Genomic DNA, 20538 nt, shown 5'->3' on the forward strand with positions numbered 1-20538 from the left:
ATTCTTGGAGCCTTCTGGGAGTGTCCTAGGGGTGCCTCGGCAGGACGAGCGTGAAGGTGGCCCCGCGACCGTTCCGTGGATCGACGAGTATCTCGCCGTCGTGGGCAGTCGCGATCTCACGGACGAGCGCGAGCCCGATACCGTACCGCCGGCCGCCGGCAGGCTGCTCGGGGCCGTGTGCGAAGCGGGTGAACAGCCGGTCCAGCTGCCGCGGTTCGATGCCGGTACCCGTGTCGGTCACCGCAATTCGCACCAGGTCGGTGTCGCCGTCGACATGGAGCGTGACCCGTCCGCCGGGGCGCACGTGGGTGACGGCGTTGTCGACAAGTCCGTGCACCGCGCGCCGCAGGGCCGGACGAGACCCGCTCACGATGCAGGGCGCGTCGCCGTGCTCGACGTCGACGTCGACGTCGACGTCGACTCCCAGCGACCGCGCGTGCGCCTCGACGCTGTCGCGGACCTGCTCGCACAGCGCGGCGACGTCGACAGGCTCCCGGGTGTCGGGTCCGGTCTCGAGGGCCGCCGAGAGCAGCAGGTCCTCCACCAGCTCACCGAGCGCGCGGGTGTCGGCGACGATTCCGTCGAGCTGGCGGGATACCTCCTCGGGCTCGAGCTGTCCGACGCGGCGGGCGAGCAGCTGCGCGCGGGTGTGCAGCACCGTGAGCGGGGCACGCAGCTCATGCGACGCATCGGCGACGAAGCGTCGCTGCAGCGACAGCGCCAGGGTCAATGGCCGAATCGATCTGCGGGACAGGAGGACCACCACGACCGAGGAAGCGGCAATACCTGTGATCTCGGCGAGGACAAGGGCCGCGAGCAACCGATGCCGCCCCGCTTCGAACGGCTCGAGGTCGAGGGCGGCGGCGACCCGGCCGTGGGTGTTGTCGCCGACCAGTGCGCGGTAATGCCGCTCACCCGCACGCAGGTCGGAGAAGCCGGCGGGTCCGTCGAGTAGACCCGCGATCTGGGGTGGTGCGTCGGCGCTCACCTGTGTCATACCGTCGGGTCCACGCAATGCGAGTGCCGTGCCGGGTGGGGGATCGTCGACGTCCTCGGTGGCCTCGACCACGGACCGCAGCTGCGTGTCGATCTGCCGCGACTGGAAGCGGGCGTCGACGAGATACATTGCGAGGCCCACCACCAGCAGCACCAGTGCGAGAGCCGCCGCGGCCTGCAGTGCCACGAGACGTCCGGCGCGGCGCAGCAACTGCTCGTCGCCGATGACGGCGGCCGGACGGGTCGCGACGGTCGGCCGCCGCCTCATCGGGCACCGAGCCGGTATCCGACACCGCGAACGGTCTGCACGACGTCGCGCCCGAGTTTGCGTCGCAAGTAGTGCACGTACGTGTCGACGGTGCCCGGCTCGTCGGCGCCGTCGAACGCCGCGTCGAGAAGTTGCGCCCGGGTGAAGACCTGGCTCGGTGCCGCAGCAAGGACGGTGAGCAGCGCACACTCGCTGACGGACAGTTCGACTGCGGTGTCGCCACCGATCACCATCCGACTCGCCAGGTCGAGCCGGCGCTCGCCCACCGGGAGCAGTTCCGCGCGGTCTCGGGGGCGCCTGCGAAGCGCCCGCAGACGGGCCAGCAGTTCGGGCACCTCGAAGGGTTTGATCAGATAGTCCTCCGCGCCGGCATCGAGGCCTTCCACCCGGTCCTCGACGGTGCCGCGCGCGGTCAGCACAAGGGTGGGCGTGGCGACGGCGTGTCGGCGCAGCCCGCGCAGCACCTCCACGCCGTCGAGTACGGGCAGTCCGCGGTCGAGAACGATCAGGTCGTACCGCCGCGTCAGCCCCAGGTGCAGGCCGCGCTGCCCGTCGGTCGCGACCTCGACGACGTAACCCTCCTCGGCGAGCAGGTCGCAGAGGAGGTCGGCGAGGCGGACGTCGTCCTCGACGAGCAAGACCGTCGGCGGGTTGGGTTCGGGCATGGTTCGAGGGTGCCACCAACTTGCGAGGTTCGTCGCACGGTGGGTGGGACGACGGCGCCCGGTTCCGATGCCGCCGGCGCGTCCGCGGTCGCCTTGGCCTTGCGGCGCTCGCGGAGTTCAGCGCGGACGAAGTACGCCAGACCCAGCGGGGACATGATGCCGAACGCCAGCACTGTAACCCGTACGACAGATACGGCCCTGCGTCGAGCTGCGGCAGTGGAGTGGTGCCGAGACCGACTCGGGGATGGCGGGCCCCCGAGAATGCGAACCCGGCGGCGCTCTCCGATGCCGACGTCGAGGAGGCCGCGGCGCGCCTGGCCGCGATCCTCGTCGAGGTGCCGCACGTCTACGAGGCGGCGGTCAGCCGTGAATTCAGACGGGCCCGCGGGTGCTCACTCCTGAGCGGCCGCGACCTGCTCGCGGACCTTGTCCATGTCCAGGGCCTGGACCTGGGTCACCAGATCCTCGAGCGCCGCGGGCGGGAGTGCGCCGGGCTGCGAGAAGACCAGGATGCCCTCACGGAAGGCCATGATCGTCGGGATCGACCGGATGTTGGCCGCGGCCGCGAGTCCCTGCTCGGCCTCGGTGTCCACCTTCGCGTGCACCACGTCGGGATGCTGCTCGGCGGAGGCCTCGAAGGTCGGGGCGAAGTTGCGGCACGGTCCGCACCACGACGCCCAGAAGTCGACGAGGACGACATCGTTCCCGCCGATGACTTCGTCGAAATTCTGCTGGGTCAGGGTCTGCGTGGGCATCTGGATCCTCTCGTCAATGCGTATCGACCGGGTTCAACGCGGCCGCGTGTCCGATTCTTCCCGCCCGGGGCGCGTCGGTGTGGGAGAACTCGCCTGCGGCGAGGGTGGGGAGAAACTCGCCTCAGGCGATCAGCCATTCCCGCTTGGCCTCGCCGTCCCACCGCCTGATCGAGACCGCGTGTCCGGTCAGGTGGGTGGCCGAGACGGCGCAGATCGCGGACCCGATCTGCTCGGGGAGCACCCGTCTGGCCAGCGTGACGTGCGGCGTCCAGTCCCCGGGATGGGTGTGCGCGGGGATCCCCTCGCTGTGGTGCATCAGGCGGAAGACGGTCCGCTGCAGCGACAGCAGACCGGCGGTCGGGACGACCAGGTGTGCCAGCGTCTTTCGATGACCGCCGAACACGACCAGGCCGCCGAGGGTGATCTGGAGGGCGGGGGCGAGCAGTCCCCGCTGCAGCTCGAGGTCGGTCTCGGGGTCGATGTGCTGGGCCACCGCGAGCGTGATGTGCGGGCGGTTCGAGACCTGCCGGACCGCGTCCTGACCGCGGATCCCGGTTCCGGAGACCTGGCGCCACTCCCGGCGCACCGCGGCGTCGAGGCGGTCGTCGAGCAACAACTCCACGGACTGCACCATGGTGAGCAATGATTGTCGGGTGAACCCGACGAGCGCAACGACATCGGAGCCGACCCGGCAAGCGACATCGGAGCCGGCCCGGCAGGCGACATCGGAGCCGGCCCGGCAGGCGACATCGGAGCCGACCCGCTTGGGCCTGCTGGTGGGAGACGGGATCGGCCACGAGATCGTGCCCGCGGCTCGGCGGATCGCGGACGCCGCCGTCGCGGCCGTGGGCGGCACGCCGGTGACCTGGGTACCCCTGGATGTCGGCCTCGAGGCAATCGGCGAGCACGGGACGCCGATGCCGGAGTCGACCCTGGTTGCGCTCGCCGACCTCGACGGCTGGGTGCTCGGCCCGCACGACAGCGCCTCCTATCCGGATCCCTTCCGAGGTCAGTTGACCCCCGGCGGAACCATCCGCAAGCGATTCGACCTGTTTGCCAACGTCAGGCCCGCACGTGCCTTTGCCGGGGTGCGCGCGGTGTCGCCCGAGATGGACCTGGTGATCGTCCGCGAGAACACCGAGGGCTTCTACGCGGACCGCAACATGTTCACCGGCAGTGGCGAGTTCATGCCAACACCCGATGTGGCGATGGCGGTCGGGGTGGTCACCAGGCGGGCCACCGAACGGATCGCCCGCGCCGCCTTCGAGCTCGCCTCCAGGCGCCGCGGCCGGGTCACGGTGGTGCACAAGGCGAATGTGCTCGCGCTGACCACCGGACTCTTTCGCGATGTGTGTCACGAGATCGGGACGCACTACCCGGGCGTCGAGGTGCGAAACGAACACGTCGACGCGATGGCGGCACACCTGGTGCGGCGGGGCGAGGACTTCGATGTGGTGGTCACCGAGAACATGTTCGGTGACATCCTCTCGGATCTGGCAGGGGAGCTGTCCGGTTCGCTCGGCACCGCGCCGTCGCTCAACGCGTCCGAGACCAAGGCGATGGCGCAGGCGGCACACGGGGCCGCCCCCGACATCGCGGGCCGCAATCGCGCCAATCCGACCGCGATGATCCTCTCGACCGCGATGCTCTTCGACTGGTTGAGCACCCGCGGCGGTGACCCCGCGCTCGGTCGGGCGGCGGAGCGGATCCAGACGGCGGTGGCGAACACCCTCCAGGCCGGGGTCGCGACCGCCGACCTCGGCGGGCTGGCGTCGACGGCGGAATTCGCCGAGACCGTGACCGCCAGGGTGGTCCGGCGCTGATCGAGGCGGCCGGTGTCGCTGTCGGGTGACGGCGGCGGCCAGACCTTTCGTCCGGTTGGCCCCCGACCCAGTACTCTTTCCTGGTGATTCCTCGATCCAACTCGTGTTCCGCGGCGCCCGTTCGGGCAGGCCGCCGAGCATGGAGACGCACCAGGGGCGTCGGTGCGGTCGTCGGGGCAACGCTCCTCGCGCTGGTGCTGTCCTCGTGCGTGACCAACAACGAGGGACTGATCCCGGTCGCGGACAACGTGCCCGTAGATCGGGTCGACGAGATCGCCGCGGACCTGCCGCGCGAGGTCGCCGCGTCCGGTCGGTTGATCGCCGGAACGAATGTCCCTTACGCGCCCAACGAGTTCAAGGACGAGGCGGGCAATATCGTCGGCTTCGACGTGGACCTGCTGAACGCCGTCGGCAAGGTCCTCGGACTCACGGTCGACTACAAGCAGGCGGACTTCGACAAGATCATCCCCGCCGTGCAGGCAGGCACCTACACGATGGGCATGTCCTCGTTCACCGATTCGAAGGAGCGCGAGGAGTCGGTCGATTTCGTCACCTACTACCGCGCGGGCATCCAGTGGGCGCAGCGGACCGGTGAGCCGGTGGACCCGAACAACGCGTGCGGGCTCCGGGTCGGCGTGCAGACCACGACCACCGAGGACATCGACGAAGTGCCCGCGAAGAGCGAGGCCTGCGTGGCGGCGGGTAGACCGCCGATCAAGAAGGTGAAGTTCGACAGCCAGGACGACGTCGCGAACGCGTTGATCCTCGGCCGGGTTGATGCCCTCTCCGCCGACTCGCCGGTGACCGCATACGCGATCAAGCGCAGCGGTGGCCGGATGGAGGCAGCCGGTGAGGTGTTCGACTCGGCACCGTACGGTTGGCCGCTCGTCAAGGGATCGCCCCTGGCACCCGTGTTGCAGCGGGCCATGCAGTACCTCATCGACGGCGGTCAGTATCAGCAGATCGCAGACAACTGGGGCGTTGGATCGGGCACGATCACGCAGTCGCAGATCAACGGGGCGGCCGGTTGAGCCGGGAAAGGTGGACACCGATGCCAGCACTGAGTGAGAGCGACGCTCCCGAGACAGGGGGTTCGCCGGAGCCGGAGGCGATCAAGGCGATACCGCTGCGCAGGCCCGGCCGCTGGATCGCCGCGATCGTCGTCGTGACCTTGCTGGGGCTGTTCGTGTACGGCGCCGCCACCAACCCCGCGTTCGCCTGGGATGTCTACGGCCAGTACCTGTTCGACCGACGGATCTCGTCCGCGGCCTGGGTGACCATCCAGCTGACGGTGCTGTCGATGGCGCTCGCGGTGGTGCTTGGCGTCGTGCTCGCGGTGATGCGGCTGTCCCCGAACCCGGTGCTGCGGACGTCGGCGTGGGTCTACCTGTGGATCTTCCGCGGCACCCCGGTGTACGTGCAGCTGGTGTTCTGGGGACTGTTCTCGTCCATCTACAAGACGCTGGACCTGGGCATCCCGTTTGTGCACCAGTTCGCGCACATCGAGCTGCAGGGCCTCGAGGCCGCGTTCCTGTTCGCGATCATCGGGCTCGGGTTGAACGAGGCCGCGTACATGGCGGAGATCGTCCGCGCCGGCGTCAGTTCGGTCAGCGAGGGCCAGACCGAGGCGTCCACCGCGCTTGGCATGTCGTGGTCGCAGACGATGCGCCGGACCGTGCTGCCGCAGGCGATGCGGGTGATCATCCCGCCGACGGGCAACGAACTGATCAGCATGCTCAAGACCACCTCGTTGGTCACCGCGATCCCGTTCAGCCTCGAGCTCTACGGCCGTGCGCGGGACATCTCTGGCGCGAACTTCCAGCCGATCCCGCTGCTGCTGGTGGCCGCGACCTGGTATCTGGCGATCACCAGCGTGCTCATGGTCGGCCAGTTCTACCTCGAGCGGTACTACTCGCGTGGCGTCTCGCGCACTCTGACCACGCGTCAGCTCGAAGCGCTCGCCGACGCCCAGGGCAAACCGGTCACGATCATGCCCGCGCCCGACACCCTGCCCGACACGCCTGGAGGCGAACGCCGATGATCGAGACTGGAGGCGAGCGACGATGACGCTGATGGTGAAGGCCGACCGGGTCTGCAAGAACTACGGCGCCCTCAGGGTGCTGCGAGGGGTGTCCCTCGAGATCGAACGAGGCCAGGTGCTCTGCTTGGTCGGGCCGTCCGGGTCCGGGAAGTCGACGTTCCTGCGCTGCATCAACCACCTCGAGCAGGTCAATGCCGGCCGGCTCTACGTCGACGGCGACCTGGTCGGATACTCCGAGCGCGGCGGCAAGCTCTACGAGCTGCACCCGCGGGCCGCGGCGCGCCAGCGCCGGGACATCGGCATGGTGTTCCAGCACTTCAACCTGTTCCCGCACCGTACCGCGCTCGAGAACATCATCGAGGCGCCGATGCAGGTGAAGAAGGTCCCCAAGAAGAAGGCCGTCGAACGCGCCCGCGACCTCCTCGATCAGGTCGGCCTGAGCGAGAAGGCGGACGCCTATCCCGCGCAGCTCTCCGGCGGCCAGCAGCAGCGGGTCGCGATCGCGCGGGCGCTGGCGATGGACCCGAAGCTGATGCTGTTCGACGAGCCGACCTCCGCTCTCGATCCGGAGCTGGTGGGGGAGGTGCTCGGGGTGATGAAGAACCTCGCCAAGGAGGGCATGACCATGGTCGTGGTGACCCACGAGATGGGTTTCGCCCGCGAGGTCGCCGACGAGCTGGTGTTCATGGACGGTGGCGTGGTCGTCGAGTCCGGCAACCCGAGGGAGCTGCTCGCCAACCCGCAGCACGATCGGACCAAGCTGTTCCTGTCCAAGCTGCTCTGACCCCTTTGCTATCGTGGTGATATCACTTCGATAGCAAAGGTGGGACATGGAGCGTCGGGCGTTTCGGTTGAACGGGTTCGCGGTGTTGCTGGGGCTGGTGGTGCTCGCGGCGGTGGCCGCGGCGGCGGCTTTCGCGGGCCCCGCAGGGGCGGTGGCGGCGATCGTGCTCGCGGTGGTGGTCGTGCTCCTGGCAACCGGCTTCACGGTGATCAACCCGAACGAGGCCAAGGTCGTCCAGTTCTTCGGCCGCTACGTCGGCTCGGTCGCCGATGCGGGCTTCCAGTGGGTGCTCCCGCTCACCACCAAGCGCCGGGTCACCCTGCGGGTGCGCAACTTCGAGACCTCGAAACTGAAGGTCAACGACGCGGCGGGCAATCCGGTCGAGATCGCCGCCGTGGTCGTCTACAAGGTCGTCGACAGCGGCAAGGCGACCTTCGCGGTCGACGACTACGAGGAGTACGTCGCGATCCAGTCCGAGGCGGCGGTCCGGCACCTGGCCACCACGCATCCCTACGACTCGGACCAGACGCAGGGCACGAGCCTGCGCGACGGCACCGAGGTGGCCGCCGAGCTCACCGCCGAGCTGAGGGACAGAACCGACCTGGCAGGCGTCGAGGTGATCGAGGCCCGCATCACCCACCTCGCGTACGCACCGGAGATCGCGCAGGCGATGCTGGTGCGTCAGCAGGCGGCCCAGGTGGTTGCGGCCCGCACCATGATCGTCGAGGGCGCCGTCGGGATGGTCGGCCTCGCGCTCGATCGCCTCCGCGAGCAGGGCGTCGTCGAGCTCGACGAGGAACGCAAGGCGAACATGGTGTCCAACCTGCTGGTGGTCCTGTGCGGCGACAAGGCCACCCAGCCCGTCGTCAACGCGGGCTCGCTGTACTCCTGATCCCATGGCCGAACGCAAGAAGGTGCTGCTGCGGCTGGACCCCGCCGTCTACGACGCCATCGCCAAGTGGGCGGCCGACGACCTGCGCAGCGTCAACGCGCAACTGGAGTACGCGCTGCGGCGGGCGCTCGACGAGGCCGGCCGCAGGCTCCGCGACCCCGACTGACCCGCGCGAGGTCAGTCGGGCTTGCGGCTGACGAAGATCGCGGTGCCGGGAAAGATCTGGCCGCGCAGCGGGCTCCACTGACCCCATTCGCGGTCCAGCCACTCCGGCCAGTCGGGTTCGACGATGTCGCGCACCTCGAGGCCCGCCGCGACGAGCTCGCGCACCCGGTCGCCGATCGTGCGGTGGTGTTCCACGTAGGTCGGCGTGCCGTCGTCGTCGACCTCCACGTAGGGCGTCCGGTCGAAGTACGGCATCGTGGCGGTCAGGCCCTTCGGCCCGGGGTCGTCGGGAAAGATCCAGCGGATCGGGTGGTTCACCGCGAACACCCACAGCCCGCCGGGCCGCAGCACCCGGGCCACCTCGCGCATCACCAGCGCGGAATCTGCGACGAACGGGACCGCGCCGAAGGCGGAGCAGACGATGTCGAAGCTCTCGTCCGCGAACGGCAGCGACTCCGCGCCCGCCTGGACGAGCGGTACCCGCGGACCGCCCTTGGCCATCGCCTCGAGGCCGCGCGTGAGCATTCCCATCGAGAGGTCCAGCCCGACCGCCCGCGCGCCCTGGCCCGCGAGCCAGCGTGCGCAGGGCGCCGAACCGCAGCCGACCTCGAGGACGTCCCGGCCGGTCACGTCGCCGAGCAGGCGGACATCGCCCTCGTGCAGGCCCTCCGGGCACCAGACGAACTCGCCCGCCGCGGAGTCAACGCCGAGGAAGTCGCCGTGCGTGCGGTGATAGTCGGCGGCGTCGGCATCCCACCAGGCTCGACTCGCGCGCTCGCTGTCGGCGGAATCGAGGCGGTCGCGGCTCACGCCACTGGTCCCGAGGATCGAATTGGCCTCGCCGTGACGGTCGGCCGGATCGGTCGGCGGTGTGATGTCTGTTGCGTCATTCGTCGACCCCGGCATGGGCTCAACAGTAGGGTTTCCCGCCGACGTCGGTGCATCCGGGTTTGCCCAGCTCGCTACAGGTCGCGTACCCTAATCCACGCGAGTGTCTGCCGTACGGTGCCGGATTCGGTATGGCGGTGGGGATTCGTGAGTCCGACAGAACACCATCAACCGACTACCCAACCGTCCGGAGCAACTCAACACATGCCCTCCACAACCGTTACCTCGCCGCAGGTAGCCATCAACGACATTGGCTCCGCCGAGGATTTCCTCGCCGCCATCGATGCCACGATCAAGTACTTCAACGATGGCGACATCGTCGAAGGAACCATCGTCAAGGTCGACCGCGACGAGGTCCTGCTCGACATCGGTTACAAGACCGAAGGCGTCATCCCTTCCCGCGAGCTCTCGATCAAGCACGACGTCGACCCAAATGAGGTCGTTTCCGTCGGCGACGCCGTCGAGGCTCTTGTTCTCACCAAGGAGGACAAGGAAGGTCGACTGATCCTGTCGAAGAAGCGCGCACAGTACGAGCGCGCCTGGGGCACCATCGAGGAGCTCAAGGAGAAGGACGAGGCCGTCAAGGGCACCGTCATCGAGGTCGTCAAGGGCGGCCTGATCCTCGACATCGGCCTCCGTGGGTTCCTGCCCGCGTCGCTGGTCGAGATGCGTCGTGTCCGCGATCTGCAGCCGTACGTCGGCAAGGAGATCGAGGCCAAGATCATCGAGCTCGACAAGAACCGCAACAACGTGGTCCTGTCGCGTCGCGCATGGCTCGAGCAGACCCAGTCCGAGGTCCGCAGCGAGTTCCTGCACCAGCTCCAGAAGGGCCAGGTCCGCAAGGGCGTCGTGTCCTCCATCGTCAACTTCGGTGCCTTCGTGGACCTGGGTGGCGTCGACGGCCTTGTGCACGTCTCCGAGCTGTCCTGGAAGCACATCGATCACCCGTCTGAGGTCGTCGAGGTCGGCAACGAGGTCACCGTCGAGGTCCTCGACGTCGACCTGGACCGCGAGCGTGTCTCCCTCTCGCTCAAGGCGACGCAGGAAGACCCGTGGCGTCAGTTCGCCCGCACCCACGCGATCGGCCAGATCGTGCCCGGCAAGGTCACGAAGCTGGTTCCGTTCGGTGCCTTCGTGCGCGTCGAAGAGGGAATCGAAGGCCTCGTCCACATCTCCGAGCTGGCCGAGCGCCACGTGGAGGTTCCGGACCAGGTCGTCGGCGTCGGCGACGATGCCCTCGTCAAGGTCATCGACATCGACCTCGAGCGTCGTCGTATCTCGCTGTCGCTGAAGCAGGCCAACGAGGATTACAACGCCGAGTTCGATCCGTCCAAGTACGGCATGGCCGACTCGTACGACGAGCAGGGCAACTACATCTTCCCCGAGGGCTTCGATCCCGAGACCAACGAATGGCTCGAGGGCTTCGACAAGCAGCGTGAAGAGTGGGAAGGCCGCTACGCCGAGGCCGAGCGTCGCCACAAGATGCACACCGCTCAGATGGAGAAGACCGCTGCGGACGAGGCCGCCGAGGCTGCCAACGCCGCCGCAGGCTACTCCTCCGAGACCGGTTCGGCCGACGCCGGCGAGTCCGCCGGTGCCGCTCCGGAATCCGCTGGTGGCTCGCTCGCCAGCGATGCGCAGCTCGCCGCTCTCCGCGAGAAGCTGTCCGGCAACGCGTGACACGATGACCCGCTAGCCGGGTCTCACAGAACAACCCCGGTCCGTACAGGACCGGGGTTGTTTTGTCTCTCCGGTCAGGCCCCCGGGCTGGACACCGGTCAGGCCCCAGGGCTGGACACGAGTTCGTCGAGCATGGCGGCCTTCTCCACCAGATCGTGTTCGGTGGGGTTGTCGCCGTCGGGTAGTTCTCGGCGGAGGTCCTCGAGGGTGACGACCACCCACGAGGACCGCTTGGCCACCTCGTCTCCCGAGAGAACCTTGAGCGAACCCTCCTCCAGCACCAGCGTGGGCTGCGAGAGGGAGCTGGCCAACAGCAGTCGCAGATCATCGGCTTTGACAGTCATGTCACCAACGGTAGGACGCCGCCGCGGCAACCGCATTCGAATCTGCGTGCGCATCACAGACGAGTGCCCCCGCCCGAATTCGGGCGGGGGCACTCGTGGAGACGGGGGAGTCGGGGGGAGCCCGATCAGCTCACTGCGGCAGGGGCCCAGGCGCTCTGCATCACGGCGGTGCGCTTGCGCATCGTCGCGAAGCTGTGGCGCGCGGGGCTGATCATCTGCGTGAACCAGTTGCGACGGTGCTCGGCCAGAGCGGTGGCGACCTCGGGAATCAGGATGCAATGCACACCGTTGACGATGCCCAGACGGTGCCGACCCTGAAGGATGTAGTGGCTTTGCATGGAATTCCCTTTGTCTCGAGATGGGTGGCCTGGCGCGTCTGTCCGTAGGATACCGAGTCTCGGGTAAACCTGGTGCATTTGGGGCTGGTGTGCTTCGGCGTGTTCAGATGACAGACTGGTGGGCGTGCTGAGAATCGGCCTCACCGGAGGTATTGGAGCGGGTAAGTCCACGGTGTCGAGGATCCTGGCGGATCTCGGTGCTGTGGTCGTCGACAGCGATCTGGTGGCCCGCGAGGTGGTGGAACCGGGCACCGAGGGACTGGCCGCGCTGGTCGCGGAGTTCGGTGACTCGATCCTCCAACCCGACGGTCAGTTGGATCGGCCGGCCCTTGCGGCCGTGGCGTTCGGGGACGACGAGGCGCGGGCACGGCTGAACGCGGTGGTCCATCCGCTGGTCGGCAGGCGCACCACCGAACTCGTCGAGTCCGCCGGGGCGGATGCCGTGGTGGTGCAGGACATTCCGCTCCTGGTCGAGGGCCGGATGGGCGCGCTGTTCCACCTCGTGCTGGTCGTCTACGTGGACGCCGAGGAGCGGGTGCGACGCCTGGTCGAGCTGCGCGGTATGCCCGAGCACGACGCCAGGGCGCGCCTCGCGGCGCAGGCCACCGACGACCAGCGGCGGGCCGCGGCGGATGTCTGGCTGGACAACAGTGGTCCGCAGGGCGGCCTCGACGCCGAGGTGAAGGCCTTGTGGGACCAGCGACTGGTGCCGTTCGAGGAGAACCTGCGGACCGGAACGGTGGTGCGGGTTCGGCCCGTTCTCGCGCCCGCCGACGCTACCTGGCCGGACCAGGCCCGCCGACTGATCGAGCGCCTCTGGCTGGCCTGCGGTGCCGGCGCCCTACGGATCGACCACATCGGCTCGACCTCGGTACCCGGCCTGGACGCCAAGGACGTGATCGACGTGCAGATCACCGTCTCGAGCATCGCTGCCGCGGACGCGCTCGCGGGCCCGCTGGCCGCGGCTGGGTTCCCGCGGATCGAGTCGATCACCCACGACGACCCGAAGCCGGACTACGCCATCGGTGGTGAGGCCGACCCGGCGCTGTGGGACAAGCGCACCCACGGCGGCGCCGATCCCGGCAGGCCCGTGGAGATCAGCCTGCGCGTCGACGGCTGGCCGGGCCAGCGCTTCGCGCTCCTGCTGCGCGACTGGCTGCGCGCCGACGTCGCTGCTCGGGCCGAATTCCTCGAGGTCAAGAGGGTTGCGGTCCGCTGGGCCGCCGCCGACGCGCACACGGGCGAGGCCACCGTGACCTATGCCGCGGCGCTCGCGCCGTGGTTCGATCTTGGCTACCAGCGGGCCTGGGAGTGGGCCGAGCGGAGCGGTTGGTCGCCCTCATGAGGGGCGCGGTCGGCGCAGGCTGCTCGGCATCCCATCCTGTCAGCGCCAGCTGATCGGCATCCCGACCGAGGCGAGCCAGGCGTCGAGGTCGTGACCGTGCGCGGCGATCCCGTCGGCCGCGGTCACCGCCCGGTGGATCGCCAGCTCGGTCGTCGCGGCGTCGAGCAGGCCTGCCGCATGCGCGGCGATCAGTTCGTCCACGTCCAGTAGCTCGGTGTCGCGCCCGGTCCGTACCACCAGGTCCAGGTAGTGGTCCTCGGATCGCCAGACCCCTGGCGCCGCGGTGAACTCGCCGATGTCGACATAGTGGTTCTGATCCCGTGCGTGAAACGGGTGGTAGTGGAAGATCGACGCGCGTAGGCCCAGGTCCGGCAGCAGCCAGGACTCCAGGTAGTGGAAGTGGGCGTGGTCCGAGGTCCTGGCCATGTACAGGCCCCACGGTTCGAGCCGGTAGTGGTCCACCGGTCGAACGAAGCCCTTCGGATCGGTGTTCGTCTTGTCCGCGAGCGAGAAGGACTCGATCTTCGGGGCGTGCACTTCGCCGTCCATGGCTGTTGAACCTACCCGGCGGGTCTGGCTCCCGACGACGATGCCGGGAGGATGTCGGTGCCCCGGCTTACTCTGGTTCCATGGCTTTCGCATCCGAGCATCCCGTGGTGGCGCACTCCGAGTTCCGGCCGGTCGGCGACATCGAACGGTCCGAGGCCCGGTTCGAGGTGGTGAGCCCGCATCAGCCCGCAGGCGACCAGCCCGCGGCGATCGCGGAACTCGAGCGACGGATCCGGGCGGACGAGAAGAACGTGGTGCTGCTCGGTGCCACCGGCACGGGAAAGTCGGCGACGACGGCCTGGCTGATCGAGAAGCTGCAGCGGCCGACGCTGGTGATGGCGCCGAACAAGACCCTCGCCGCGCAGCTCGCGAACGAGCTACGAGAGATGTTGCCGAACAACGCAGTCGAGTACTTCGTCTCGTACTACGACTACTACCAGCCCGAGGCGTACATCGCGCAGACGGACACCTACATCGAGAAGGACTCGTCGATCAACGACGACGTGGAGCGGCTGCGGCACTCCGCGACTTCGAGCCTGCTCTCGCGTCGTGACGTGGTGGTGGTCGCGTCCGTCTCGTGCATCTACGGTCTCGGCACCCCGCAGTCCTACCTGGACCGGTCGATCCAGCTCGACGTCGGCGTCGAGGTGCCCCGCGATGCGCTGCTGCGCCTGCTGGTCGACGTGCAGTACAACCGCAACGACCTGTCCTTCACCCGCGGTTCGTTCCGGGTGCGCGGGGACACGGTGGAGATCATCCCGTCGTACGAGGAGCTCGCGATCCGCATCGAATTCTTCGGCGACGAGATCGAGGCGCTCTACTACCTTCACCCGCTCACCGGCGACGTGGTCCGCCAGGTCGATTCGCTGAGGATCTTCCCGGCCACCCACTACGTCGCGGGTCCGGAGCGGATGGAGCGCGCGGTCAAGGACATCGAGGCCGAGCTCGAGGAGCGGCTCGCCGACCTGGAGGGGCGGGGCAAGCTGCTCGAGGCGCAGCGGCTGCGGATGCGGACCAACTACGACATCGAGATGATCAAGCAGGTCGGGTTCTGCTCCGGGATCGAGAACTACTCGCGGCACATCGACGGCCGCGGTGCCGGCACCGCGCCCGCCACCCTCATCGACTACTTCCCCGAGGACTTCCTGCTGGTCATCGACGAGTCGCACGTCACCGTTCCGCAGATCGGCGCGATGTACGAGGGCGACATGTCCCGCAAGCGCAACCTCGTCGAGTTCGGGTTCCGGTTGCCCTCGGCGACCGACAACCGTCCTCTCACCTGGGAGGAGTTCACCCAGCGGATCGGGCAGACGGTCTACCTGTCGGCCACCCCGGGCAAGTACGAGCTCGGCCAGGCGGGCGGCGAGTTCGTCGAGCAGGTCATCCGGCCGACCGGGCTGGTGGACCCGCAGGTGGTGGTCAAGCCCACCAAGGGCCAGATCGACGACCTCGTGCACGAGATCAGGGAGCGCACCGACAAGGACGAGCGAGTCCTGGTCACCACCCTCACCAAGAAGATGGCCGAGGACCTGACCGACTACCTGCTGGAACTGGGGATCCGGGTGCGGTACCTGCACTCGGACATCGACACCCTCCGCCGGGTCGAGCTGCTCCGACAGCTGCGGCTGGGGGAGTACGACGTGCTCGTCGGCATCAACCTGCTCCGCGAGGGCCTCGACCTGCCGGAGGTCTCGCTCGTCGCGATCCTGGACGCCGACAAGGAAGGCTTCCTGCGCAGTTCCACCAGCCTGATCCAGACCATCGGCCGCGCGGCCCGCAACGTCTCCGGCCAGGTGCACATGTACGCGGACAAGATCACCGACTCGATGGCCCATGCGATCGAGGAGACCGATCGCCGCCGCGAGAAGCAGATCGCCTACAACCGGGAGATGGGCGTCGACCCGCAGCCCCTGCGCAAGAAGATCGCCGACATCCTCGACCAGGTCTACGAGGAGGCCGATGACACGGCCGCGGGCGTGGACGTCGGCGGGTCGGGGCGAAACGCCAGTCGCGGGCGTCGCGCCCAGGGCGAGGCGGGCCGAGCCGTCAGCGCGGGCGTGTACGAGGGCCGCGACGTGAAGTCGATGCCGCGGGCGGAGCTGGCGGACCTGGTCAAGGAACTGACGGACCAGATGATGAACGCCGCGCGCGAGCTGCAGTTCGAGCTGGCCGGGCGGTTGCGCGACGAGATCCAGGACCTGAAGAAGGAGCTTCGGGGTATGGACGCCGCCGGCGTCTCGTAGAGCGAGCCGGGCGTGGGTCGTTCACCGACCGGACGGCGACGTTCCGCTCGCGCCCGCTACGGTCGAGCACATGGACTCACGGACGGCGGGGCAGGCAGCCCGGACCCTTGATCTGATCCACGGCATGTCGTATTTCGCGCCGGAGGTGAACGAGAGCCTCGTCGCCGCGGGCCTGAGCCCGGGCCGGATGTGCTACTTCGCCGGACGGTCCGCCGCGATGGGCGCGGTCGGGGCCGGGGTGGTTGCGGCGACCTTCTACAACTTCAATCCCGAGGCGATCACGTCGGTGATCCCGGTCGCCTGGACGCAGGCAGGGCCTGCGGCCGTCGTGGAGGCCAGATACCGCGGGGTGGACGCGGCGATGCGGCGCATCTATGGCGTCGAGGCGATCGGCTCGTCGGCGTTCGACGAGGCCGCGGCCTTGGCGGCCACCGCGGCGCGCGCCATCCCGGAGGCGTCCGGTCGGCCGCTCTATGCCGGGCACGCCGAGATCGAGTGGCCGACCGAGCCGCACCTGGTGCTCTGGCACGCCCTGACGCTGCTCCGTGAGTACCGAGGTGACGGACACATCGCCGCCTTGCAGACCGCGGGGCTCTCCGGGATCGAGGCGCTGGTGTCGCACACGGCCACCGGCAACGGGTTCCAGGAGCAGTTCGCCAGGTCGCGCCGCGGCTGGTCCGACGAGCAGTGGCGCGTCGCGGTGGACTCGCTCAGCGACCGGGGTCTGCTCGGGGACGACGGGGAGCTCACCGGCGCCGGCTGGGAGTTGCGCGAATGCGTCGAGGAACTGACCGACGAGATGGCGGTGGCCCCGTGGGCGGCGCTCGGCGAGGACGGCGCGGCGCGCCTGCTCGAACTCGGCACCGATCTGCGCGCGGTCCTGGTGGACCAGGGGGTGTTCCCGGACGGGGTGTACGGGTCCGCGGTCCAGCGCTGACCGCGGCCCGGCGCGGTCAGCTGGTGATGTCCTTGACCGCGAACCGCTGCCAGGCAAACAGTCCGAACACCGCCGCGTACGCCAGCGCCGAGAACGACCCGACCACGATGTCGTGCCAGTCCACCGTCGGTGCAAGGAGTCGGGTCCAGGCGAACGAGAAATGCCCCGGCAGATAGTCGCGCCAGTGCCCGAGCGCGGTGATCTGGTCGAGGATCTGCACGAGGATGGACACCATCACCGTGCCGCCGACCGCGCCGAGCGGGGCGTCGGTGAGCACGGAGAGCAGCAGGGCAAGACCCGCCACCCAGGTCAGGTTCACCGCGATGAACGCCAGCGCGACCAGCAGTCGTCCCACCGCCTCGCCATACCCGAGGGAATCGCCGAACGGGGTCACCAGCGGTCCCGTCCCGTACAAGGCGGTGCCGAGCGTGAGCGCCACCCCGAACAGGATCAGGATCGCCAGCGCGGACAGCGCCGCTGACACGATGGCCTTCTGCTGCAGGAGCCGGCTGCGGGGGACCGGGATGGCGAGCAGGTAGCGCAGCGAGGACCAGGACGCCTCGCTCGCGACGGAATCGCCGAAGAACAACGCCACCACCACGATCAGCAGGAAACCGACCGACATGAACAGGCAGAACACGGTGAAGTTCACCCCGCCCGTGGTGCCGAGTTCGATCAGGTCGACCCCGCCGGATCCAGAGGAGTCCGACCCGCCGATGGCGAACGCGATCGCGAGGATCACGGGCAGCAACGCCAGGAAGCCGAGCGCCAGGTGGGTGCGCCTGCGTTTGAACTGTCGCTTGAGCTCGGTGCGCAGCGGCAGGGTGTGCGTCGCCCGGTATCCGGCCGCCCGGCCGTCGGGATGAGACGGCACGGCTCCGCCGTCGGCCCTGGATGTGACGGCTCCGCCGTCGGTATGGGACGTGACGGCCCCGCCGTCGGTATGGGATGTGACGGCTCCGCCGTCGGCCTGGCTGGTCATGCGTCCTCCCTGTCGTGTTCGCGATGGTCGGAGATGTCCACCAGTCGGAGGAACACGTCCTCGAGGCGGGTCGTCTTCGACAGACCCCTGACCCCGATGCCCGCGCCGACGAGGGTGCGCACCAGCGCCGCCGGGTCGGTTTCGCCGAGATCGACCCGCAGCCGGGGATTCTCACCCTCGATCAGGCGCACGGGCCCGAGCCCGTCGACCGACTCGAGAACCACGGCCGCCCGGGAGGGGTCGTCGACCCGCAGTTCGGTGGCGCCCTCGGCGGAGGTGAGCTCCTCGACGGTGCCGGAACTGATCACCCGGCCGTGGTTCATCACCACCACGTCGGTGCAGGTCTGCTCGACCTCGGCCAGCAGGTGGCTGGAGACGAGGACGGTGCGCCCGGTGCGTGCGTAGTTGATCAGCACCTCCCGCATGGTGCGGATCTGCGGCGGGTCGAGCCCGTTGGTGGGTTCGTCCAGGACCATCAGGTCCGGCAGGCCGAGCATCGCCTGCGCGATCGCGAGCCGCTGACGCATTCCCTGGCTGTAGGAACGGACCTTCCGTTCGATCGCATCGCCGAGATCCGCGATCTCGAGGGCCTCGTCCATGCGCGCCTCACCGGCGGGCCGCCCGGTGGCCTCCCAGTACAGCCGCAGATTGTCGATGCCGCTCAGATGCGGCAGCAGGCCGGACCCCTCGACGAAGGACCCGAGCCGGGAGAGCACCGGCGCACCAGGGGTGACCCTGTGGCCGAAGACGCGGATCTCGCCCTCGGTCGGCGTGATCAGCCCCATCAACATCCGCAGGGTGGTGGTCTTGCCCGCGCCGTTGGGACCGAGCAGCCCGAGGACCTGGCCGCGGCGGACGGTGAAACTGACCCCGTCGACCGCGCGGAAGCCATTGTCATAGGTCTTGCGCAGGTCGGTGATGACCAGCGGGGTGTCGACGAAGGCGGGGTCGACCTCGGCAGCCACGCGGCGCCGGCGCCGGATCACGCCGATGGTGACCAGGAGGGCAGCCCCGCCGAGGATGCAGGCGATCCCGATCAGCGGACCGATCGGCAGCGAACGGCTGGAGCTGGTGGCGGGCACGCTCGGGACCAGGAGGCCGGCGTCGTCGGCGAGGGCCACCGAGAACTGGGCCGGGCTGAGGGGGTTCGCGTAGGCCTGGTCGGTGGTGGTGACGACCACTTCGAGGTGGTGTCCCTGCGGCACCTGGAACGCGATACCGGGCAGGGCCACCGCGATCGGGTGCGGTTCGGGGCCCTCGGGCAGCCGGATCGCGGAGACCGCACCGCCGGGCAGGGTGCGCCTGCCGTCGGGGCTCACGTCGTACAGCTTCGCGAACAGCACGGCGTCCCCCGGCGCGGAGGCGGCGGTGACGATGAGCCGGACCGTGGAGACACCCGTGATCGTGAGCGGGTGGTCGAGCGGTGCGGTGGCGAACGCGGCGGACTGGCCGGGCGGGTCGGCCACCAGAGCCGCCGCGGGCCCGCCGACGGCACTCAGGTTCGACAGCGCCGAGCCGAGGCCGGGCACCGCGGACAGGGCGGCAGGCGCGGCGCCGGGCGGCCGGAGGATGCTCTGCGATGCCGGTCCGGCGAGCGCGAGATCGATGGTCGGGGTCGGCGGCGCGTCCGCGACCAGGCCCGGGTAGTCGGCGGCGGTCATCCGCCGATAGGAGGGACGACCCTGATCGGTCGGAGTGCCAGGGAGCGAGAACACGAACTCCTCGTCCACCTCGCCGGACCCGCGGAGTTGCTCGGACAGGAACCGCGACGTCGCGGACTCGCTGAAGCGGGTGCCCTCGCCCCCGGCGTCGTGCCCACCGGGAAACCAGCGCACCTGGACGGGTGTGCCGGTCGCGGCGATCTGGCGCGCGGTCGCGTCGGACTGGTCGAGTCCGAACAGCGTGTCCTGTTCACCCTGGATCAGCAGCGTGGGCGCGGTGATCGCGCCCGCGACCGCCGCGGGCGAGTGCGCACGGAGCAGGTCCAGCAGTTCCTGGCTCGGTTTCCCGGATTCCGCGGCCGCGGCGTACTCCCGGCAGAACTCCAGCGCGAACCGTCCACAGGGTCCCGGTTCCGGCCGCGGTTCGGCCGCGTCCGCGCCTGCCCCGGATGGGGCCGTGCCCGCGCCCGCGCCGAAGAAGATGCCGGCCCAGCCGCGTTTGAGCACGCCCGGGCCGCCGTACCCGGCCGCGGCGGGCGTCGACGGTGGCGGCGACTCGATCGTGCCGAAGTTCGGAAACAGGGCGTGGCCCAGGTCATTCCACGTGATCGCCGCGGCGATCGCATCGATACGCGAGTCGAGTCCGCCGAGCATCAAGGCCAGTGCGCCGCCATAGGATCCGCCCGCCACGCCGATCTTCGGGTCGCCGGGGCCGTCCTGCTCGACCTCGCCGCGCGCGGCCAGCCAGTCGACGAGGCCGCGAGCGTCCGCCACCTCGCGATCCGGGTCGTTCAACGAGATCTGACCGGTGCTCTGCCCGAAACCCCTGGCGCTGTATGCCAGCACCACGAACCCGTCCTCCGCGAGCGCTCCCGCCTGCGCGGCGACGGAGTCCTTGCTGCCGCCGAACCCGTGCGCGAGGAGTACGGCGGGTGCCGGGGTGTGCTGCGGAAGATACAGGCGGGCATCGATTTTGACCTGATCCGGCTCCGCGGGGCCCGCGGGCATCGTCACCGCGACATCCTCGGTCACCGGCGCGGGCGGCTCGGTGATCGACCTGGTCACGGCGATGGCACCGGCGCCGACGGCAACGAGGGCGACGGCCACGACGATCCGGGTCCTGATTCCCTGCGGCCGGGGGATTCGCATGAGATCTAATGTAGCGATGCGGCGCCGATGTGC

The 20538-nt window shown here is 69.2% G+C and carries 20 protein-coding genes and 1 pseudogene; 10 read left to right on the forward strand and 11 right to left on the reverse strand.

Annotated elements, in window-relative coordinates:
* Window positions 1-25: 25 nt before the first annotated feature.
* The 5 genes and pseudogenes from ABIC28_RS22460 to ABIC28_RS22480 form a co-directional block, all read right to left on the reverse strand.
* Window positions 26-1264, reverse strand: coding sequence for a sensor histidine kinase (locus tag ABIC28_RS22460; protein ID WP_354580958.1), 1239 nt, complete (start codon window positions 1262-1264; stop codon window positions 26-28).
* Window positions 1261-1902: a response regulator transcription factor gene (locus tag ABIC28_RS22465; RefSeq protein WP_502945065.1), complete on the reverse strand. Its 642-nt coding sequence runs from the start codon at window positions 1900-1902 to the stop codon at window positions 1261-1263. The genes ABIC28_RS22460 and ABIC28_RS22465 overlap by 4 nt, the downstream gene beginning before the upstream one ends.
* Window positions 1788-2164: pseudogene (locus tag ABIC28_RS27280) on the reverse strand (SURF1 family cytochrome oxidase biogenesis protein); the annotation flags it as partial. The gene ABIC28_RS22465 and the pseudogene ABIC28_RS27280, both read right to left, overlap by 115 nt.
* A gap of 157 nt (window positions 2165-2321) precedes the next feature.
* A complete protein-coding gene (gene trxA, locus ABIC28_RS22475; RefSeq protein ID WP_077041823.1) occupies window positions 2322-2684 on the reverse strand; it encodes a thioredoxin in 363 nt (120 codons plus the stop codon).
* A 121-nt stretch (window positions 2685-2805) separates the two neighbouring features.
* Complete coding sequence (locus tag ABIC28_RS22480) at window positions 2806-3318, reverse strand: 2'-5' RNA ligase family protein (protein WP_209926550.1); 513 nt, start codon at window positions 3316-3318, stop codon at window positions 2806-2808.
* A gap of 19 nt (window positions 3319-3337) precedes the next feature.
* Here ABIC28_RS22480 and ABIC28_RS22485 point away from each other — a divergent pair, with 19 nt between their 5' ends.
* The 6 genes from ABIC28_RS22485 (at window position 3338) to ABIC28_RS22510 (ending at window position 8390) form a co-directional block, all read left to right on the forward strand.
* Window positions 3338-4507, forward strand: coding sequence for an isocitrate/isopropylmalate family dehydrogenase (locus ABIC28_RS22485; RefSeq protein WP_354580963.1), 1170 nt, complete (start codon window positions 3338-3340; stop codon window positions 4505-4507).
* An 86-nt stretch (window positions 4508-4593) separates the two neighbouring features.
* Window positions 4594-5538, forward strand: a complete 945-nt coding sequence (locus ABIC28_RS22490) for an ABC transporter substrate-binding protein (RefSeq protein WP_179800656.1) — start codon at window positions 4594-4596, stop codon at window positions 5536-5538.
* Between the two features lie 20 nt (window positions 5539-5558).
* Entirely contained in the window at window positions 5559-6548 is a 990-nt protein-coding gene (locus ABIC28_RS22495) for an amino acid ABC transporter permease (protein ID WP_097213231.1), read from the forward strand.
* A gap of 22 nt (window positions 6549-6570) precedes the next feature.
* The gene (locus ABIC28_RS22500; RefSeq protein ID WP_354580965.1) at window positions 6571-7332 is read left to right on the forward strand and encodes an amino acid ABC transporter ATP-binding protein; all 762 of its coding nucleotides are present in this window, start codon (window positions 6571-6573) and stop codon (window positions 7330-7332) included.
* A 46-nt stretch (window positions 7333-7378) separates the two neighbouring features.
* On the forward strand, window positions 7379-8224 hold the full coding sequence (locus ABIC28_RS22505; protein ID WP_097213232.1) for an SPFH domain-containing protein: 846 nt from the start codon (window positions 7379-7381) through the stop codon (window positions 8222-8224).
* A gap of 4 nt (window positions 8225-8228) precedes the next feature.
* A complete protein-coding gene (locus ABIC28_RS22510) occupies window positions 8229-8390 on the forward strand; it encodes a type II toxin-antitoxin system antitoxin (RefSeq protein ID WP_179800654.1) in 162 nt (53 codons plus the stop codon).
* A gap of 11 nt (window positions 8391-8401) precedes the next feature.
* Here ABIC28_RS22510 and ABIC28_RS22515 read toward each other — a convergent pair whose 3' ends face one another.
* Complete coding sequence (locus tag ABIC28_RS22515; protein WP_354580968.1) at window positions 8402-9295, reverse strand: class I SAM-dependent methyltransferase; 894 nt, start codon at window positions 9293-9295, stop codon at window positions 8402-8404.
* A 186-nt stretch (window positions 9296-9481) separates the two neighbouring features.
* Between ABIC28_RS22515 and rpsA the strand changes: the two genes are divergently transcribed.
* Complete coding sequence (gene rpsA, locus ABIC28_RS22520; RefSeq protein ID WP_097213234.1) at window positions 9482-10957, forward strand: 30S ribosomal protein S1; 1476 nt, start codon at window positions 9482-9484, stop codon at window positions 10955-10957.
* A gap of 98 nt (window positions 10958-11055) precedes the next feature.
* Here rpsA and ABIC28_RS22525 read toward each other — a convergent pair whose 3' ends face one another.
* On the reverse strand, window positions 11056-11301 hold the full coding sequence (locus ABIC28_RS22525) for a hypothetical protein (RefSeq protein ID WP_077041818.1): 246 nt from the start codon (window positions 11299-11301) through the stop codon (window positions 11056-11058).
* A 125-nt stretch (window positions 11302-11426) separates the two neighbouring features.
* The gene (locus ABIC28_RS22530; RefSeq protein WP_027502000.1) at window positions 11427-11639 is read right to left on the reverse strand and encodes a hypothetical protein; all 213 of its coding nucleotides are present in this window, start codon (window positions 11637-11639) and stop codon (window positions 11427-11429) included.
* A gap of 124 nt (window positions 11640-11763) precedes the next feature.
* On the opposite strand from ABIC28_RS22530, the gene coaE reads away from it, so the two are divergent.
* A complete protein-coding gene (gene coaE, locus ABIC28_RS22535; RefSeq protein WP_354580971.1) occupies window positions 11764-12984 on the forward strand; it encodes a dephospho-CoA kinase in 1221 nt (406 codons plus the stop codon).
* A 39-nt stretch (window positions 12985-13023) separates the two neighbouring features.
* Here the strand turns inward: coaE and ABIC28_RS22540 are convergent, their stop codons facing one another.
* Window positions 13024-13533 carry a ribonuclease FAU-1 family protein gene (locus ABIC28_RS22540; protein WP_097213236.1) on the reverse strand — a complete coding sequence of 170 codons (510 nt, stop codon included), beginning with the start codon at window positions 13531-13533 and terminating at the stop codon, window positions 13024-13026.
* Window positions 13534-13613: 80 nt separating this feature from the next.
* On the opposite strand from ABIC28_RS22540, the gene uvrB reads away from it, so the two are divergent.
* Window positions 13614-15776 (forward strand): excinuclease ABC subunit UvrB, encoded by a 2163-nt coding sequence (gene uvrB, locus ABIC28_RS22545; protein ID WP_097213237.1) that lies wholly within the window; start codon window positions 13614-13616, stop codon window positions 15774-15776.
* Between the two features lie 70 nt (window positions 15777-15846).
* Window positions 15847-16713, forward strand: a complete 867-nt coding sequence (locus tag ABIC28_RS22550; protein WP_097213238.1) for an SCO6745 family protein — start codon at window positions 15847-15849, stop codon at window positions 16711-16713.
* Between the two features lie 16 nt (window positions 16714-16729).
* Here ABIC28_RS22550 and ABIC28_RS22555 read toward each other — a convergent pair whose 3' ends face one another.
* Window positions 16730-17695 (reverse strand): ABC transporter permease, encoded by a 966-nt coding sequence (locus ABIC28_RS22555; RefSeq protein ID WP_179800655.1) that lies wholly within the window; start codon window positions 17693-17695, stop codon window positions 16730-16732.
* Window positions 17692-20505 carry an alpha/beta fold hydrolase gene (locus ABIC28_RS22560; protein WP_097213239.1) on the reverse strand — a complete coding sequence of 938 codons (2814 nt, stop codon included), beginning with the start codon at window positions 20503-20505 and terminating at the stop codon, window positions 17692-17694. The genes ABIC28_RS22555 and ABIC28_RS22560 overlap by 4 nt, the downstream gene beginning before the upstream one ends.
* Window positions 20506-20538 lie beyond the last annotated feature (33 nt).

The sequence above is a fragment of the Rhodococcus sp. PvR044 genome (assembly GCF_040548995.1).
Classification (GTDB): Bacteria; Actinomycetota; Actinomycetes; order Mycobacteriales; family Mycobacteriaceae; genus Rhodococcus_G; species Rhodococcus_G oryzae.

Excerpts from the sequence above, each read along its gene's own strand:
- ABIC28_RS22460 (WP_354580958.1), bottom strand. The coding sequence starts at position 1,264 with ATGAGGCGGCGGCCGACCGTCGCGACCCGTCCGGCCGCCGTCATCGGC.
- trxA (WP_077041823.1), bottom strand. The coding sequence starts at position 2,684 with ATGCCCACGCAGACCCTGACCCAGCAGAATTTCGACGAAGTCATCGGC.
- ABIC28_RS22480 (WP_209926550.1), bottom strand. The coding sequence starts at position 3,318 with ATGGTGCAGTCCGTGGAGTTGTTGCTCGACGACCGCCTCGACGCCGCG.
- ABIC28_RS22495 (WP_097213231.1), top strand. The coding sequence starts at position 5,559 with ATGCCAGCACTGAGTGAGAGCGACGCTCCCGAGACAGGGGGTTCGCCG.
- ABIC28_RS22500 (WP_354580965.1), top strand. The coding sequence starts at position 6,571 with ATGACGCTGATGGTGAAGGCCGACCGGGTCTGCAAGAACTACGGCGCC.
- ABIC28_RS22505 (WP_097213232.1), top strand. The coding sequence starts at position 7,379 with ATGGAGCGTCGGGCGTTTCGGTTGAACGGGTTCGCGGTGTTGCTGGGG.
- ABIC28_RS22510 (WP_179800654.1), top strand. The coding sequence starts at position 8,229 with ATGGCCGAACGCAAGAAGGTGCTGCTGCGGCTGGACCCCGCCGTCTAC.
- ABIC28_RS22515 (WP_354580968.1), bottom strand. The coding sequence starts at position 9,295 with ATGCCGGGGTCGACGAATGACGCAACAGACATCACACCGCCGACCGAT.
- rpsA (WP_097213234.1), top strand. The coding sequence starts at position 9,482 with ATGCCCTCCACAACCGTTACCTCGCCGCAGGTAGCCATCAACGACATT.
- ABIC28_RS22525 (WP_077041818.1), bottom strand. The coding sequence starts at position 11,301 with ATGACTGTCAAAGCCGATGATCTGCGACTGCTGTTGGCCAGCTCCCTC.
- ABIC28_RS22530 (WP_027502000.1), bottom strand. The coding sequence starts at position 11,639 with ATGCAAAGCCACTACATCCTTCAGGGTCGGCACCGTCTGGGCATCGTC.
- ABIC28_RS22540 (WP_097213236.1), bottom strand. The coding sequence starts at position 13,533 with ATGGACGGCGAAGTGCACGCCCCGAAGATCGAGTCCTTCTCGCTCGCG.
- uvrB (WP_097213237.1), top strand. The coding sequence starts at position 13,614 with ATGGCTTTCGCATCCGAGCATCCCGTGGTGGCGCACTCCGAGTTCCGG.
- ABIC28_RS22550 (WP_097213238.1), top strand. The coding sequence starts at position 15,847 with ATGGACTCACGGACGGCGGGGCAGGCAGCCCGGACCCTTGATCTGATC.
- ABIC28_RS22555 (WP_179800655.1), bottom strand. The coding sequence starts at position 17,695 with ATGACCAGCCAGGCCGACGGCGGAGCCGTCACATCCCATACCGACGGC.
- ABIC28_RS22560 (WP_097213239.1), bottom strand. The coding sequence starts at position 20,505 with ATGCGAATCCCCCGGCCGCAGGGAATCAGGACCCGGATCGTCGTGGCC.